This window comes from Xanthomonas sp. F4 (assembly GCF_011761895.1).
In genome coordinates this window covers 882,296-899,069 of the sequence record NZ_JAASQX010000001.1, presented here as the reverse complement: position 1 = coordinate 899,069, position 16,774 = coordinate 882,296, and the positions used below count along the sequence as shown (strand labels likewise).

General features: G+C 69.4%; 13 protein-coding genes. 4 read left to right on the top strand and 9 right to left on the bottom strand.

Annotated elements, in window-relative coordinates:
* Positions 1–61: 61 nt before the first annotated feature.
* Complete coding sequence (locus tag FHR66_RS04095; RefSeq protein ID WP_160964412.1) at positions 62–517, bottom strand: SRPBCC domain-containing protein; 456 nt, start codon at positions 515–517, stop codon at positions 62–64.
* Between the two features lie 86 nt (positions 518–603).
* On the bottom strand, positions 604–1,983 hold the full coding sequence (gene ffh / locus FHR66_RS04090) for a signal recognition particle protein (protein WP_160964411.1): 1,380 nt from the start codon (positions 1,981–1,983) through the stop codon (positions 604–606).
* Positions 1,984–2,089: 106 nt separating this feature from the next.
* Between ffh and FHR66_RS04085 the strand changes: the two genes are divergently transcribed.
* Entirely contained in the window at positions 2,090–2,884 is a 795-nt protein-coding gene (locus FHR66_RS04085) for a cytochrome C assembly family protein (protein ID WP_160962916.1), read from the top strand.
* 117 nt (positions 2,885–3,001) lie between these two features.
* Here the strand turns inward: FHR66_RS04085 and FHR66_RS04080 are convergent, their stop codons facing one another.
* Positions 3,002–4,066 carry an aldose epimerase family protein gene (locus FHR66_RS04080; protein WP_160964410.1) on the bottom strand — a complete coding sequence of 355 codons (1,065 nt, stop codon included), beginning with the start codon at positions 4,064–4,066 and terminating at the stop codon, positions 3,002–3,004.
* Between the two features lie 393 nt (positions 4,067–4,459).
* Between FHR66_RS04080 and FHR66_RS04075 the strand changes: the two genes are divergently transcribed.
* Positions 4,460–6,049, top strand: coding sequence for an alpha-N-arabinofuranosidase (locus tag FHR66_RS04075; protein ID WP_237475193.1), 1,590 nt, complete (start codon positions 4,460–4,462; stop codon positions 6,047–6,049).
* Positions 6,050–6,310: 261 nt separating this feature from the next.
* Here the strand turns inward: FHR66_RS04075 and FHR66_RS04070 are convergent, their stop codons facing one another.
* The 4 genes from FHR66_RS04070 to FHR66_RS04055 form a co-directional block, all read right to left on the bottom strand.
* Positions 6,311–6,793, bottom strand: coding sequence for a hypothetical protein (locus FHR66_RS04070; protein WP_160964409.1), 483 nt, complete (start codon positions 6,791–6,793; stop codon positions 6,311–6,313).
* A 25-nt stretch (positions 6,794–6,818) separates the two neighbouring features.
* A complete protein-coding gene (locus FHR66_RS04065; RefSeq protein WP_160964408.1) occupies positions 6,819–6,998 on the bottom strand; it encodes a hypothetical protein in 180 nt (59 codons plus the stop codon).
* A 19-nt stretch (positions 6,999–7,017) separates the two neighbouring features.
* Positions 7,018–9,069, bottom strand: coding sequence for an elongation factor G (gene fusA, locus FHR66_RS04060; protein ID WP_160964407.1), 2,052 nt, complete (start codon positions 9,067–9,069; stop codon positions 7,018–7,020).
* A 463-nt stretch (positions 9,070–9,532) separates the two neighbouring features.
* The gene (locus FHR66_RS04055; RefSeq protein WP_237475192.1) at positions 9,533–10,663 is read right to left on the bottom strand and encodes a dipeptidase; all 1,131 of its coding nucleotides are present in this window, start codon (positions 10,661–10,663) and stop codon (positions 9,533–9,535) included.
* A gap of 179 nt (positions 10,664–10,842) precedes the next feature.
* On the opposite strand from FHR66_RS04055, the gene FHR66_RS04050 reads away from it, so the two are divergent.
* Positions 10,843–12,108: a cation:proton antiporter gene (locus FHR66_RS04050; protein WP_160964406.1), complete on the top strand. Its 1,266-nt coding sequence runs from the start codon at positions 10,843–10,845 to the stop codon at positions 12,106–12,108.
* 149 nt (positions 12,109–12,257) lie between these two features.
* Here FHR66_RS04050 and FHR66_RS04045 read toward each other — a convergent pair whose 3' ends face one another.
* Both FHR66_RS04045 and FHR66_RS04040 read right to left on the bottom strand, forming a co-directional pair.
* Complete coding sequence (locus tag FHR66_RS04045) at positions 12,258–12,977, bottom strand: hypothetical protein (protein ID WP_160964405.1); 720 nt, start codon at positions 12,975–12,977, stop codon at positions 12,258–12,260.
* Positions 12,978–13,069: 92 nt separating this feature from the next.
* Positions 13,070–13,690 (bottom strand): glutathione S-transferase family protein, encoded by a 621-nt coding sequence (locus FHR66_RS04040; protein WP_160964404.1) that lies wholly within the window; start codon positions 13,688–13,690, stop codon positions 13,070–13,072.
* Between the two features lie 316 nt (positions 13,691–14,006).
* Here FHR66_RS04040 and FHR66_RS04035 point away from each other — a divergent pair, with 316 nt between their 5' ends.
* Positions 14,007–16,739: a carbohydrate-binding protein gene (locus FHR66_RS04035; RefSeq protein ID WP_160964403.1), complete on the top strand. Its 2,733-nt coding sequence runs from the start codon at positions 14,007–14,009 to the stop codon at positions 16,737–16,739.
* Positions 16,740–16,774 lie beyond the last annotated feature (35 nt).

Genomic DNA, 16,774 nt, shown 5'->3' with positions numbered 1-16,774 from the left:
TTTAGCGACCATTCGCCGCAGCGCCACGCAGCATGCATCTGCAGCCGATCCAAGCGGAAAATCACTGGGCGACGAACGCAACCAGATTGTCGAGCGCCGCATTGTTACCGGCTTCGATTCCTTCGATCATCGCATCACCGCAGAAGGATGTCGCCTGAACCGTCATACGAATCCTCGTTCCATCGCCTTGCTCTTCAAGCAATACCGTAATCAGAAGCGCTGCCAGGGGCTGGCCACCGGATTCCACGATTTCGCTCCATACGATCCGGGAGTCCGGCACGATGGAAACATAGGTGACGACGCCAGTGTATTGCGGATCGTCCTTGTCCCCGCATCGGAAAACATCCCGTCCGCCTTCACGAAAATCGGCCGCTTCGTATATGAATGCCGCGCTCTCGGACGGGGCGCTCCAGATCGCGCGCTGCGTGGAATCGGAAAAAGCGCCGAAGACGCGCGCGCTGCCAGCCCTACATGAGCGTTCGAAGACGAGCGTGCTGTGCTTGATCTGCCGGTTCATACCCTTCCCATGCGATCGAACTGACACTGCAAAAAAGAACGGACGGCGACCGCACGATCAAGAAGGAAAACCGCGCGTGGCCAGATTCAGCGGAACGGCAACCCGCCGCGGCCTCCCATGCCACCCATCATGCCCTTCATGCCGCGCATCAGGCCCTTCATGCCGCCGCCGGCCATCTTGCTCATCATCTTCTCCATCTGCTGATACTGCTTCATCAGCTTGTTGACGTCGGCCGGCTGGGTGCCGGAGCCGCGGGCGATGCGCGCGCGGCGCGAGCCGTTGAGCAGGCCCGGGTTGCGCCGCTCCTTCTTGGTCATCGAGCCGATGATGGCGATCATCCGCGGCACGTCCTTGTTGCCGGCGACCTGCTGCTTGAGGTGCTCGGGGATCTGACCCATGCCCGGCAGCTTGTCCATCAGCCCGGACAGGCCGCCCATGTTCTGCATCTGCTCGAGCTGGTCGCGCATGTCGTTGAGGTCGAACTTCTTGCCCTTGGCGACCTTCTCGGCCAGCTTCTGCGCCTTGTCCTTGTCGACCTGGTGCTCGACCTGCTCGACCAGCGACAGCACGTCGCCCATGTCGAGGATGCGGCTGGCCAGGCGGTCGGGATGGAACACATCCAGGCCGTCGGGCTTCTCGCCGACGCCGATGAACTTGATCGGCTTGCCGGTGATGTAGCGCACGCTCAGCGCCGCACCGCCGCGGGCGTCGCCGTCGGTCTTGGTCAGCACCACGCCGGTCAGCGGCAGCGCCTCGCTGAACGCCTTGGCGGTATTGGCCGCGTCCTGGCCGGTCATCGCGTCGACCACGAACAGCGTCTCGGCCGGGTCGATCGCCGCGTGCAGCGCCTTGATCTCCTCCATCATCGCCGCGTCGATGGCCAGGCGGCCGGCGGTATCCACCAGCAGCACGTCGACGAAGGACTTGCGCGCGTCGGCGATGGCGGCGCGGACGATGTCCACCGGCTTCTGCGAGGCCTCGGACGGGAAGAACAGCACCCCGACCTGCTCGGCCAGGGTCTTGAGCTGCTCGATCGCGGCCGGGCGGTAGACGTCGGCCGACACCACCATCACCTTCTTCTTGCGCTTTTCCTTCAGGTGCTTGGCCAGCTTGCCGACCGTGGTGGTCTTGCCCGCGCCCTGCAGGCCGGCCATCAGCACGATCGCCGGCGCCGGCACGTTGAGGTTGAGGTCGCTGGCGGCCGAGCCCATCACTGCGGTCAGCTCGTCGCGCACGACCTTGATCAGCGCCTGGCCCGGGGTCAGGCTCTTGAGCACTTCCTGGCCGACCGCGCGCACCTTGATGCGCTCGATCAGCGCCTGCACCACCGGCAGGGCGACGTCGGCCTCGAGCAGCGCGATGCGCACTTCGCGGGTGGCTTCGCGGATGTTCTCCTCGGTCAGGCGACCGCGGCCGCGCAGGCGCTGCATGGTACCGGAGAGGCGTTGGGTGAGGGATTCGAACATGCGGGCAGGTCGCGGACGGGAAACGGCCGTCGATTATAGCCGGGCGCGCCGGCGATCCCCCGGCGGCGCCGTCACGGCCGCCGGCGCGATATGCGAAACTGACCCGATGCTCATCACCGTCCTCGCCACCCTGCTGTACCTGGCCGCCAGCGGCCTGCTGATCGCCGCGGTGGTGCGCGACCGGGTGGACCGCAGCCGGGCCTGGCTGTGGCCGGCGCTGCCAGCGGTGGCCCTGCATGCGGGCTATCACGTGCAGGTCGCCCTGCACACCGCCGGCGGCCCGGACATGCACTTCTTCGCCGCGCTGTCGCTGGTCAGCCTGGGCATGGCGCTAATGACCGCGCTGGTCGGCGCCAGTGGGCGCATGGCCGCGCTGGGCGTGGTGGTATTCCCGCTGTCGGCGGCGCTGCTGCTGGCCTACCACGGCTACGGCCACGAGCCGGCGCCGGTGCTGGACTGGCGGCTGCAGTTGCATGCCTGGCTGGCGCTGCTGGCCTACGCCACGCTGGGCATCGCCGCCCTGCTGGCGGTGATGCTGTGGCTGCAGGAGCGCGCGCTGCGGCGCCGCGACTTCCATCCCTGGCTGCGTGCGCTGCCGCCGCTGACTGCACTGGAGACGCTGCTGTTCCGCACCATCGTGGTCGGCTTCATCCTGCTGACCCTGACCCTGTTGACCGGCGTGCTGTTCGTGCAGGATTTCCTGGCGCAGCGGCTGGTGCACAAGACCGTGCTCAGCGTGCTGTCGTGGATCGTGTTCGGCGCGCTGCTGTTCGGCCGCTGGCGCTACGGCTGGCGCGGGGTCAAGGCGGTGCACTGGACCCTGGCGGCGATGGTGTTGCTGCTGCTGTCGTTCTTCGGCAGCAAGTTCGTGATCGAGCTGGTGCTGGGGCACGCGCAGTAGTCCGCAGTCCGCCCAGCCTGGCGCAGCGCATTTTTTGTAGGAGCGGCTTCAGCCGCGACCGGGCATTTCTGGGAATACCCGGTCGCGGCTGAAGCCGCTCCTACGATGTCCCCCGCATCAACCGCCGCCCTGCTCCGCCAACGCCGCCTCCACCGCCGCCCAATCGGCGCCGACGCCGACCTCGGCGAAGCGGTATTCGATGCGGTGCCGATAGACCTGGCCCGGACGCAGGATGCTGTCGGGGAAACCAGGCTGGTTCGGGGCGTCCGGATAGCCCTGCGGCTCCAGGCAGATACCGCGGCCCAGCGCCGGATGCTGCCGGTCCAGGCCCTGGCCTTCATAGAGTTGCACGGCCGGCATCGGGCTGACGATGCGCATGGCCACGCCACTGTGCGGCGAATACAGCATGGCGGTGCAGTCGTGGCCGTCGGCCAGCACCAGGCAGTGGTCGTAGCCGGCGCTGATCGACAGTTGCGGATCGGCGGCGATGTCCTTGTCAGCGATGGCGCGCGCGTGGCGGAAATCGAACGGCGTACCGGCCACGCTGGCGACCTCGCCGCGCGGCAGCAGCGCGGCGTCGCCGACTGGCAGATAACGATCGGCCGGCACGCGCAGCCACTGCGCCGCGGCGGGCACCGCGGCATCGCCGGCCAGGTTGAAATAGGGATGATGGGTGAGATTGAGCGGGGTCGGCGCATCGGTCTGGGCGACGAACTCCACGCTCAGGCAGCGGCCTTCGACGCGGTAGGTCGCCTCCACCGAGACGTTGCCCGGGTAGCCCTCCTCGCCGGCCGGCGAGTCGTAGCGCAACTGCAGCATGCGCTCGGTCTGTGCCAGCACCGTCCACACCCGGCGACCGAAGCCCAGCGCCCCGCCATGCAGATGATTGGCGCCCTCGTTGGCGGTGACCGCGTAATGCCGGCCATCGAGGGTGAAGGCCGAGCCGGCGATGCGGTTGCCGAAGCGCCCGACCAGCACGCCCAGGTAGGCCGGATCCTGCAGGTAGTCCTGCAGCGTCGGCAGCCCCAGCACCAGCTCGGTCTCGCCGTGCGCACCACGCAGGCGCAGGCTGCGCAACAGGCCGCCGTAGGTCAGCAGTTCGGCGCGCAGGCCGTCGCCGCTGTCCAGGACCATGCACTGGATGGCGGTACCGTCGGGAAGATGACCGAAGAGCGAGGACATGCAGGAGCCTGGGCGGTGCGCGCATGCGCGGGGTCCGCAGCATAACCAGCGATGGCGCGACGCGGCCATCGCTGCACGGGCATCGGCGTTGCGCTGTGCGATACCGCGCACGTTCTGGGCGCGGACAAGGTGGGATGCCGTACGCGCATTGCAATTCCGGTATAGCGGCGTCGCATTTGCGCATTGGTCCACCCTGCGCGTGTCTTCTATGCTCGGGCCAGGGGACAGACAGCGGTAACCGGGGGCAGCGCACCGAGGCGGCGCCGACGCGATCGCGTCGAGGTTGCCTCCCAGCAGGCGACATCCCCTTGGCGCCACGCCAATGCGACGCGCCGGCCGTCACTCACACGCAGCGCTGGCGACGGCGCCGCCCTACCCGACAAGGAGTTCCCGATGCGTTCGCCCCGTTTCCTGAAGCAGCGTGCGGTGTGTTGGCGGCGGTTGCCGCTGATCGCCGCGACGATCGGCCTGGCATTGACCGCCACGCTGGCGCAGGCCGCCGACGTCGAGGTACGTGGCACCCTGCATGCCGACCGTCCAGGCGCCGCGGTGTCGCGCCACCTGTTCGGGCAGTTCGCCGAGCACCTGGGCAACGGCATCTATGGCGGGGTCTGGGTCGGCCCGGACTCGAAGATCCCCAATACCCGCGGCTACCGCAACGACGTGGTCGCCGCACTGAAAGCGCTGGACGTGCCCGACATCCGCTGGCCCGGCGGCTGCTTCGCCGACGAGTACCACTGGCGCGACGGCGTCGGTCCGCGCAGCCAGCGTCCGACCAGCGTCAACACCCACTGGGGCGGCGTGGAGGAACCCAACAGCTTCGGCACCCACGAGTTCATGGACTTCACCGAACTGCTCGGCACGCAGGCCTATGTGGCCGGCAATGTCGGCGATGCCGCACCGGACGAGATGGCGCAGTGGGTGGAGTACATGACCGCGCCCACGCGCTCGACCCTGGCCGAGCAGCGCCGCCGCAACGGCCGCCAGGACCCGTGGAAGGTGCCGTTCTTCGGCGTCGGCAACGAACTGTGGGGCTGCGGCGGCAACATGCGCGCCGAGTACGCCGCCGACGTGTTCCGCCGCTACCAGACCTTCGTCAAGGCGCCGGCCGACCAGAAGATCATGAAGATCGCCCCCGGCCCCAGCGATGCCGACTACCACTGGACCGAGGTGATGATGCGCGAGGCCGCCAAGTTCATGGACGGCCTCAGCCTGCACTACTACACCATCCCCGGCGGCTGGCCGCCGCGCGCCTCGTCCACCGCGTTCGACGAGGCGGCCTGGATCGAGACGCTGTCGCGCACACTGCTGATGGACGAACTGATCACCAAGCACAGCGCGATCATGGACAAGTACGACCCGGACAAGAAGGTCGCGCTGGTGGTCGACGAATGGGGCACCTGGTACAAGGGCCTGCCCGACGTGAACCCGGGATTCCTGCGCCAGCAGAACACCTTGCGCGACGCACTGGTGGCCTCGCTCAACCTGGACATCTTCGTCCAGCACGCCGACCGCGTGCGCATGGCCAACATCGCGCAGATGGTCAACGTGCTGCAGGCGATGATCCTCACCGACGGCGACAAGATGCTGCTCACGCCGACCTATCACGTCTTCATGCTGTACAAGCCCTACCAGGACGCGACCGCGCTGCCGCTGCAGATCAGCACGCCGGACTACCGGCATGCCGGCTATACGGTGCCGGCGGTGCACGGCTCGGCGGTCCGGGCCAAGGACGGGCACGTGTATGTGGCGCTGACCAATCTGGACCCCAACCGCAGCGCCGACGTCGCGGTCCAGGTCGACGGCGTGCAGGCGCGCGGCGTGGGCGGGCAGATCCTGACCGCGCCGACCATCGACGTGCTCAACACCTTCGCGCAGCCGCAGGCGGTGCGCCCGGCCGCGTTCCAGGGCGCGCGCCTGCAGGGCGGCACGCTGCAGGTGACGTTGCCGGCCAAGGCGATCGTGATGCTGAAGCTGCAGTAGTCCCAGACCACTGCCGCGCTGCTAGCCCCTCTCCCGCCGGGAGAGGGGTTGGGGTGAGGGTCTGTGCGCGCAGCACATCCATTCATCCCCAATCGCCGGCCGCCGGCCGCCGATCGATAGCGTATGCGCGGAGCAGACCCAACTGCCAGCGCATCCATTGTCTCCCGCCCAGCGAGGGCGGCATGCGGCAATGCGCACGGCGCACCAGCCCTCTCGCAGCAGAAGGATCTGGATTCCTGGGCGACATGCCGCGCTGCGCGCCTAGCCCTCCGGGTCGGTCAGCAGTGCGAACAGCGACTGCCCATCCGGCGCGATCAGGTCGCTGACCGCCCAGCAGCCGTTGCCGCGACGCTGCAGTTCGATCTTGACCGAGCGCGCCCGCGCGGCGCGGCCGCCGAGCGCGAGCCGGTAGTCCATCCGCACCTCCACCACGGTGGCCTGCGACCCGCCCGAGACCAGGGTGAAGGTCGGCGCGCCCTGAATATCGCCGTCCTGCGCGCTGGTCCACGGATCGAAGTCCAGGCGGCACACGCCCTCGCGCGCGGCGCAACGCTGGTCGGCCTGCAGCGCGTGCGCGAAGGACGGCGTCAGCAAGCCGTCCAGGTTCTGCGGCTGCCAGTAGAAATCGCGCGCCTTGTACAGGCGCTCGGCCATCTGCAGCGGCGTCGCGCATGCCGGCGGCTGCGCCGCGGCGAGTGCCGGCGACAGGGCAAGCAGGGTCAGGAGGGCAAGACGGCGATGCATGGGCGGCTCCGGCGATCGGGGCCGGCTATGAAGCCCGGTTCGCGGCGTCGACGCAAGCGGTGCGCATCAGCATGGCGAACAAAATGTCGCGTGCCGTTGCCAGGATTGCGAGCGCCATCCACGCCCGCTTGGCGGCTGCATCACGGCGTTGCTTGCCGCAAAAAAAGAGGAGCCGGCGAACCGGCTCCTCGTCCTCCTGCCGCATTGCCAGATGGCAATCCGGCTCACGCGGCCTTGACCGGCGCATAGCCGTCGAAGGTCATGCTCGCCGAGGCGCGTCCCTGGGTCAGCGAGCGCAACGCGGTGGCGTAGGCCTGCAGTTGCGCCAGCGGCGCCTGCGCGACCACCTCGGCACGGGCGCCGCGCTCTTCGATCGCCACGACGCGTCCCTCGCGCCGCTGCAGATCGCCGAGCACGTCGCCGACGCTGTGCGCCGGCGTCTCGATCGCCAAGGCCATCACCGGCTCCAGCAGCAGCGTGCCGGCCTGCGCCAGCGCCGCCTTCACCGCTTCCGAGGCCGCGCGCTGGAACGCCAGGTCCGACGAATCCACCGCATGCGCCTGACCATCGACCAGCACCACCTCCACGCCGACCACCGGGTAGCCACGCGGACCTTGCGCCAGCGCCGCGCGCACGCCCTTCTCGGTGGCGGCGACGAAGGCCTTCGGCACCACGCCGCCGCGGCTGCGGTCGACGAAGGTCACCGCACCGTCCGCACGCGGCAACACATCCAGCACCACCTGCGCGAACTGGCCCTGGCCGCCGTTCTGCTTGGACAGCCGTGCCGCCACGCCCAGCGCGGCCGCACGCGGCGTTTCCTGGTAGGCCACGCGCGGCGCACCGGTGCGCACGTCCACGTGCCACTCGCTGCGCAGGCGCTCGACCATCACCTCCAGGTGCAGCTCGCCCATGCCCCAGATCACCGCTTCGCCGGTCTCCGGATCGCTGTCGACGCGGAACGAGGGATCCTCCTGCGCCAGCCGCGCCAGGCCCTGTCCCAGCCGCACCAGCTCGGCCGCGTTGGCCGCGCCGAGCCGCCACGCCAGCACCGGCGGTTGCATGCGGATGCGCTCCAGCACCCACCGCGCCTGCACGCCGCTGAGCGTCTCGCCGCTGACCGCATCCTTCCAGCCGAGCACGGCGACGATCTCGCCGGCCTGGGCCTGGTCCACGTCGTGGGTCCGCTGCGCCTGCACCACCGCCAGCCGACCGACCCGGCGAGGCCGCCGCGCATGCGAGGTCCACACCGTGTCGCCGACGCGCAAGGTGCCCGAATACACGCGCACGAAGGCCAACGGCCCCTGCGCGGTATGCGCGAACTTGAACACCAGCGCCGCCAGCGGACCGGACGGATCCGGCGCCAGCAACGTGTCGTGTCCGTCCTCGGCGTCGGCGTCGGGGCGGGCGGCGACCGGCGGGCGGTCCAACGGCGACGGCAACCAGTCGACGATCGCGTCCAGCAACAGCTCGATGCCTTTGCGCTTGAACGCCGATCCGGCCAGCACCGGCACACCGGCGCCGGCCAGGGTGGCCCGGCGCAAGGCGGCGCGCAGCAGCTCGGCGTCGATCGCGCGTTCCTCGAGATAGGCCTGCGCCAGCGCCTCGTCGTGTTCGGCCACGGCGGCGATCAACTGCTCGCGCGCGTCCGCGAACGCGGCTGCCTCGGCGGCATGCCAGGCGCGCGTGTGCAATTGCCCCTCGTCGTCCCAGGTCAGCAGGCGGCCGCCGACCAGGTCGCTCCAGCCGTCGAAACCAGAGTCGCCCGGCATCGGCACGCCGACCGCCCAGACCGTCGCGTCGAGCTTGCTGCGCAACTGCGCCAGCACACCGTCGAACGAGGCGCCGGCACGGTCCATCTTGTTGACGAACGCGAGCATCGGCACGCCGTGGCGACGCGCCTGCCGCCACACGGTTTCCGACTGCGGCTGCACGCCGTCGACCGCGGAGAACACCGCGACCGCGCCGTCGAGCACGCGCAGCGAGCGTTCCACCTCGATCGCGAAATCGATGTGTCCGGGCGTGTCGATCAGGGTCAGGCGATGCGTCGGCTGCCCGGCCGGCGCCCACTGCACCTGCACAGCGGCCGCACCGATGCTGATGCCGCGCGCGCGCTCGATATCCGAGAAGTCGGTGGTGGCGGCACCGTCGTGGACTTCGCCGAGACGATGGATCGCACCGGCGGCCCACAGCAGGCGTTCGGTGAGGGTGGTCTTGCCGGCGTCGATGTGGGCGATGATGCCGAGATTGCGCCAGCGGGAAAGGGTATTCGTGTTCATGAGAGAGGTTCCGCATTGCCAACACTGGGGAAGCCGCATGCCCCGGTTGGCGAGGCGGGCATGCGGCTAGGTTTCGGGTTCGGCGGCGTAGTGCATGGCACGTTCTCCTTGGCGTGTCGGAACGGTGGAACAGCAAAAAACAGGCAATAAAAAAGCACCCATCGGGTGCTTGTCTGCGTCGGATCGGCGATGGCCGGCGTTAGCGCACGGCGTCGACCACTCCTTCAGGCAGGCGCACCCGGCCTGCGCTGACGCGCAGGGCGTTGGGCAATATCAGCAGCGGTGCGTGGGCCATGGCGGCGTGGAGGTTCGGGTGGAAATGTGGTCGCAAGTCTGAACCTGTGCCGGGATATGGTCAATGCGGGCGCTGCAACGCCGCTGGAACGGTGTGAGATGCTGCGTGCAACGTTAGACCTATCGCGGCGTTATGCCAGGCCCATTGCGCACTGCGCACTGCGCAGCGTCACACGCTCCAGATTTCGCCGAAGACCCGCTCGAAGTTCAGGCCCAGCACCTTTTCGGCGACGCGGGCGCCGTAGCCCTGGCGCAGCAACGCGTCGGCGACGCGTTCGAGTTTGCGCGGAGTGTTGGCGTCGGGCAGGTAGGGCAGACGGTTCTCGCCCGGGGCGCCGATGCCATCGCGGCGCCGCTGCACCAGGTCCGCGGCGAAGGCGCGCCGGTCCTCGTCGGTGATCGGGAAAAACAGCGAGTCGGTGCCGATACCGACATGATCCTCGCCGCAGACGTCGAGAGCGTGCTGCAGGTGACGCATGTAGTCGGCCAGCTGCGGCTGGCGGCGATCCTCGGTCAGGAACGGCAGCATGTAGACGCCCATCACTCCGCCCTTGTCGGCCAGCGCGCGCAACTCGGCGTCCTGCTTGTTGCGCGGATGCGCGAACACCGCGGCGCATCCGGCATGGGTGATGACCGGCGGGCGCTGCGACAGGGCAATGCCATCGCGCGTGGTCTGCAGGTTGCAATGGCTGAGATCCAGCGCCACCCCGAGCCGGTTCATGCGCGCGATCGCGTCGCGGCCGAGCGCGGTGACGCCGCCCGCGTCGCCGTCCAGGCAGCCCACGCCGAACGGCGTGGTGCGGTTGTAGGTCAGTTGCATGACCCGCACCCCGAGCTGGCGGAACAGGTCGATGCGCGCGGGCTTGTCCTCCAGCATCGCCGCCGACTCGAAGGAGAAGATCAACGCGACGCGCCCCTCGCGCTTGGCGCGACGCAGGTCGGCTGGCTGCAGCACCTTGAGGAAGTGCTGCGGCTCGCGTTCGACCAGCGCCTGCGCGGCGGCGATGTCCTGCACGGCGGTCTCGAAGTCGCCCGCCGCACCGCCCAGCGTGGTCTTCAGCACCGATACGCCGGAGTCGCGCAGTTGCTGCAGCAGTTGCGGCGCATCCGCGCCAGCGAACACCTCCCCGATCGACGCCAAGGCATTGGCATCCAGCACCAATGCGCGCCGGTACAGCGCATCGGCGCCGCTCGCATCGGCAGTGGCGGCGCCCGCGATGGCGGCCCCGGGCCGCAGGCCGGCCACGGCGCCTGCGGCAGCGGCGCCCAGGCATTGCCGCCGCGTCCATCCCTTGCTCATCGCTTCGTTCCCCGGTGCGTCCTGCGGTGTCGGCGCGCGTGCGTGCCGTCATGCGCGATGCGGCGCGCGCGAGGCACCATACCGCAAACGCGCCCCGCTCCACCACGTGGCGCGGCGGCCGCATGGATTTCGCGGCGCCGGCCTCCTATCATCCGCCGACACTTCCAGGACGGCCGCCCATGACCACCCCGCAGATGTCGGTGTATTTCTTTCTGCAGGCAGCGGCGATCCTGCTGGCGTGCCGCCTGGTCGGCCTGCTGGCCAAGCGCCTGGGACAGCCGCAGGTGGTCGGCGAGATGATCGCCGGCGTCGCGCTGGGGCCGTCGCTGTTCGGCGCGCTGCTGCCGGACCTGCAGCACGCGCTGTTTCCCAAGCCGACCCTGGACATGCTGTACGTGGCCGCGCAGTTCGGCGTGGGCCTGTACATGTTCCTGGTCGGTACCGATTTCCGTGGCGAGCACTTCCGCACGCGCTACCGCAGCGCGATGGGCGTGTCGCTGGCCGGCATCGCGGTGCCGTTCGTGCTGGCCTTCGTGCTGGCGCCGTGGCTGCTGCACGTGCCGGGGCTGTTCTCGGTCAAGGCCAAGCTGCTGGAGGCCTCGCTGTTCCTGGGCGCGGCCATCGCCATCACCGCGTTCCCGATGCTGGCGCGGATCATCCACGAGCGCGGCCTCACCGGCAGCCCGCTGGGCACGCTGGCGCTGACCGCCGGCGCGGTCGACGACGCCGCGGCCTGGTGCATCCTCGCGGTGGTGTTGGCCAGCTTCGGCGGCAGTTGGGGCAGCGCCTATCTGGCGATCGGCGGCGGCGTGGGCTACGCGCTGTTCATGATGCTGGTCGGCCGCCATTGGCTGCGCCGCCTGGCCGACCACGTGCGCCCCGACCAGCCGCTGAGCGCAGGCGTGCTCGCGGTGGTGCTGATGCTGTTCTGCGTCAGCGCCTGGGCGATGGACGCCATTGGCATCCACGCGGTGTTCGGCGGTTTCCTGCTCGGTGCCTGCCTGCCCAAGGGCGCGCTGACCGAGAAGCTGCGCGAGCAATTGCAGCCGTTCGTGGTGGTGTTCCTGCTGCCGATGTTCTTCACCTTCTCCGGGCTCAAGACCGAACTGAGCGTGCTGCTGGACCCGCAAATCCTGCTGGCCGCCGGCGTGGTGCTGCTGGCCTCGTTCCTGGGCAAGGGCATCGCCTGCTGGGCCGCGGCGCGGATCAGCGGCGAGAACAACCACAATGCGATGGCGATCGGCGCACTGATGAACGCGCGCGGCCTGATGGAGCTGATCATCATCAACATCGGCCTGCAGGCCGGGGTGATCGAACAGGGCCTGTTCTCGATCCTGGTGCTGATGGCCATCACCTCCACGCTGATGGCCACCCCGCTGTTCAATTGGGTGATGCGCCGCGCAGCTGGCGACGCGGTGCCGGCGGTGGCCGGCGGGAGACCCTGAGGCGCACAGGCGCCGACGAGGGCATCGTCGCAACGCCGCATCCGGAGCAGACCAGGCTCACTGAGCAAAACAGCCGTACGCAGCGCAGGCGCGGCGAGCAGTTCATCAGGCCCTGCTCGCCACACCCGGATCTCAGAAGAAACGCGCCGTCAGAGCGGCGTCAGCCGCCACAACCCGTAGGGATTGGCGAACAGGTCGCCGGGCTGGAACTGGCTGCTGGCCTCGGCCTGGATACGGTAGCGCGGCGCATCCGCCGCGACCGAGAACGTATGACCCTCACGCACGTCGGGCGCTTCGTTGAACAGATAGGAGGTGAAGGTGTGCAGCAGGCCGACCGGCTCGGTCGCCGCCTGCGCCGCGACGATCGCGTCCTTCATGCCGAACTGGTGCATGCCGCAGGAATGCACCTGCTCGCCGGTGATGTTCAGCACGTAGGCGCGATGGGCGCTGCCAAGCGCCAGGTCCGCGCACAGTTGGCGCCAGTCGGCCGGGCTGTGGGCGACGCCACTACTTTCCACCTTCACCCCCAGGCCGCCGGCGTCCAGCAACGCCGCGGCCGCACGCATCATCGTCTCGGCGCGTACCCGCGAGCCGCCGGCGCCGATCAGGTACACGACCGACGCATGGGTGCCGATGCGTGCCATGTCCGTGGAGCCACGCCAGTGCGGTCCGGCGGCGGCGAACGCGTCGGCCATGCGCTCATCGTGCGGCTCGTGCTGCAATTCGCACGCCGCACCGCTGTCGATGTGCATCAGCACGTGCCCGGCGAACAGGTAACCGCCACTGTCCTGGACGATGCGCGCCAGCAGGTCGGCGCGATCCGGCCATGACCCGGGAATGCAGAGAACGATCTTGGGAGGTTCGATCATCGGTCGCGGCTCCTTGCCGTCAGTGGGATCGCAAATGCGCGCACGTCACAGACATGTGGCCGCGACGACGCGCCGGCCGTGCACGATGCCACTCAGGTCAGCGCCGTCATCACGCCCTTGCGGTAGGCCGGGCGCTGCTGCAGGCGTTGGTACCAGGCGTGCAGGTGCGGAAGCGCCGGGCGCTCGATCGGCATCTCGAACCAGGCATAGACGAAGCTGCCCAGCGGGATGTCGCCCATCGCGAAGTGATCGCCCGACAGCCACGGCTGCTGCGCCAGCGTGGCATCGGCGGTGCGCAACAGCTCGGCCGATTGTTCCAGCGCGGTGGCGATCCTGGCGGCGTCGCGCTGTTCCGGCGCGGTGCGCAGCACGCCCCAGAACAGGTCGCGGAAGGCGCCGGCGAAGCGCGAGGTGGTCCAGTCCATCCACTTGTCGCCCTGCGCCCGCAACACCGGATCCTGCGGGTACAGCGTGCCCGGGGCGTAGCGCGCGGCCAGGTAGCGCACGATGGCGTTGGATTCCCACAACGCCAGGCCGTCGTCCTCGATCGCCGGCACCAGGCCGTTCGGATTGAGCGCGCGATAGGCCGGTGCGTCGTTGCCGCCGAACGCGCCACCAACCTCGATCGATCGGTACGCCACGCCGGCTTCCTCGGCGCACCACAGCACCTTGCGCACGTTACTCGAGTTGTGGCGACCCCAGATGGTCAGCATGTCGGCGCTCCGGTTGCGTTCGCTGGATTCTACGCCGCAGCGCCGTGCAAGCGCGCACCGCCCGCCGCCGTCGGGAAGGCGGCCACAGCAGGAAGCACTGCAGCAGACTGCCGATCAGGATGCGCGTCCACCACGCAACCACCCGCGACAGCGCGATCCGTCGCGAGCGGCGACACCTCATCCCAATTCGGATATCGCAGCGCCGATTTACGCGATTGTTCGATGGTGGCTGGCGGCCCTATCCTGCCGCCAAGACCCGGCGGGCGATGGTGTCACCACGCGCCGGCCGCATCGTGCCATTGCCGACATCCCGCCCATGCTCGCATCTGTTCGTTTCCCCGTCCCGCGGCTGCTGGCCCTCTGCCTCGCCACCTGGGCCGGCACCGCGACCGCGGCCGATCGCCTCACCGTCGACCTGGGCCATGACACCGGCCCGTTCCACGGCGGCGCGTCCGGCAGTCTCTACGGTCTGTACGACGCGCGCCTGCCGTCACCCAACCTGGTCGAGGGCATGGGCCTGCGCAGCGTGGCAACCAAGGCACAGGACGGGCTGCAACATCCCGGCGCCGATGCGCTCGAGGTGATTCGCTCGATCGCCACCGGCTCCGGCGGCGATACCTACATCTACATGACCGACATCCACCGCGGCTTCCCGTACCGTTGGACCCAGGGCGACTGCGCGCAGTCCGTGGCGCACTACCTGGACGAGATCGCGCGCCAGGTCGAGCAGGTCAAGGCGCTGCCCGCGCAATACCGCCGGCACGTGGTGTTCGTGCCGTTCAACGAGCCCGAAGGCAATATGTTCGCCAAGGCCGCCGCGCCGGGACAGGCGGGTCCGGACAGTTGCAACGGCGTGGATTGGCGCAGCGACCCGAGCGCCTATTTCGACGCCTGGGACCGCGCATGGCGGCGCATCCGCGCCATCCTTCCGGACGCGCGCATCGCCGGCCCCAACACCAGCATTCTGTTCGACCAGGACAAGGGCTTCCTGCAGCATGCGCTGAGCGCGGGCACCCTGCCCGACGTGGTCACCTGGCACGAACTGACCAACCCCGCCTCGCTGTCGCGCAGCGTGGCCCGCTTCCGCCGCTGGGAACAGGAACTCTTCGCCGGCACCGCGCTGGCCGGCCGGCACCTGCCGATCAACATCGACGAGTACGCGTTCAACTACCACACCTCGGTGCCGGGGCAGATCGTGCAGTGGGCGGCGGCGATCGAAGCGGCCAAGGTCGATGCCGACCTGGCGTACTGGAACATCGACGGCAACCTGAGCGACTCGGCGGTCCAGGCCAATCGCGGCAACGGCCAGTGGTGGCTGCTGAACGCCTATGCGGCGATGCGTGGCATGCGCACCGTGGCGGTAACGCCACCGCATCCCGGGCAGGACGACAGCCTGCAGGCGGTGGCCGCCCTCGACCCGCGACAGACGCAGGCGCGCGTCCTGTTCGGCGGCAGTAGCGGGCCCGCCACGCTGGCGTTGACCCACATTCCGAGCGCCTCGTTCGGCAAGCGAGTGCGCGTGGTCGTGCGCGAAATCCCCTGGACCGGACAGCTCGGCGACGCCGCCGCGCCGCGCCTGCTCGCGGACGTGCAGGTGCCGGTGGTCGCGGACCGCATCGATCTGCAGTTCGGCCACGGCGCATTGCCGGCGCTGAGCGCCGAATCGGCCTACAGCCTGGTGGTCATGCCGGGCATGCACGGCGGCCCTGCACAACCGCCGGCACTGCGCTGGCAGCAGCGGTACGAAGCAGAGGACGCCGCGCATCAGGGCAGCGGCTACGAACGGCGCGGCCCGGAAGGCTCGCCGCAGGCGCTCGATCGTTTCTTCACCTCCGGCCGTTACGCCGTGGGCGGATTCGCCATCGACCGCGATGTGCGCCTGGACTTCGCCGTCGCGGTGCCGCAGGACGGCCTCTACGATCTGCGCATCCTCGCCAACAGTTTCAACCAGGATCCGCTGATCGCTGCGCTGGGGCCGACCAATGTCTTCGTGCGCATCGACGGAGATCCGGCCAGCGAACGCGAGGTAATGCTCCCGCTCGGCTACAAGCCGGTGGTGTGGGACCACGCCGACCTGCGCCTCCGCCTGAGCGCGGGCCGCCACGTGCTCGGCATCGCCAGCGCAAGCGCGGATGGGCGGCGGCACACACGCGGCAATGCGCTGATCGACCGCATCACCCTGTCGTTGCCCGATCCCGCCAGCGAGACGCAGGTCTACGAGGCCGAACTCGCCACGCTGGCGGGCGGCGCGCAGGCGCGCTACGACCGCGACGACGTCTCCGGCGCCGGCGCGGTGGCGCTGCCGGCCGGCGCCACCGCCACCTTCTGGGTGTATGCGCCGCAGGAAGGAATGACGCCGCTGTCGATGGATCTGGCCACGCCCGGCCCGCTGTCGCTCGCCGTCAACGGCCGCCCGCTGCAGACGCCCACGCAGGCGGTGTTCCTGCTGGGCGGGATCAACAAGATCGTGGTCGGCGGCAGCGCCGAGCGCCCTGTGCTGGATCGCCTGCGGGTGGGTCCCGGCGCCATGCTCGGCCCGCACTACGAAGCCGAACAGGCGACCATCGTCGGCAGCGCGCATCGCACCCAGGCCACCCTCGCCAGCGGCGGCGCAGCGGTGACCGGCATCGGCGGCGAACCCGGCAACGGCAATACGCTCACCTTCGCCTCGGTCATGGTCGAGCGCGCCGGCCCGTACATGCTGACCCTGCGTTACGCCAACGACGAACAGTCGAAGGCAAGCCATTACAACCCGGATCCGCTGGCCCGCATCGGGCGCATCCGCGTCAACGGGGCACTGCCAATGCTGGCGACCTTTCCGCACAGCTTCCACCGCAACAACTGGTGGGAACTGAGTGTGCCGGTCGAACTGCACGCCGGGCGCAATCGCATCCAGCTTTCCGGCGAAGAGATGCCCGACGCCGACGGCGTCCACTACATCTCGCAGCGTGCTCCCGACATCCTGCTGCGCTCGCGGTACGCTCCGGACATCGACTGGATCGCGGTCACGCCGCTGCAGGACGATGCGGCGATGTCGGCGCCCCGCTAGCGGGTGCGCCCGGCACGCTGCTCGCCACCGCGCGT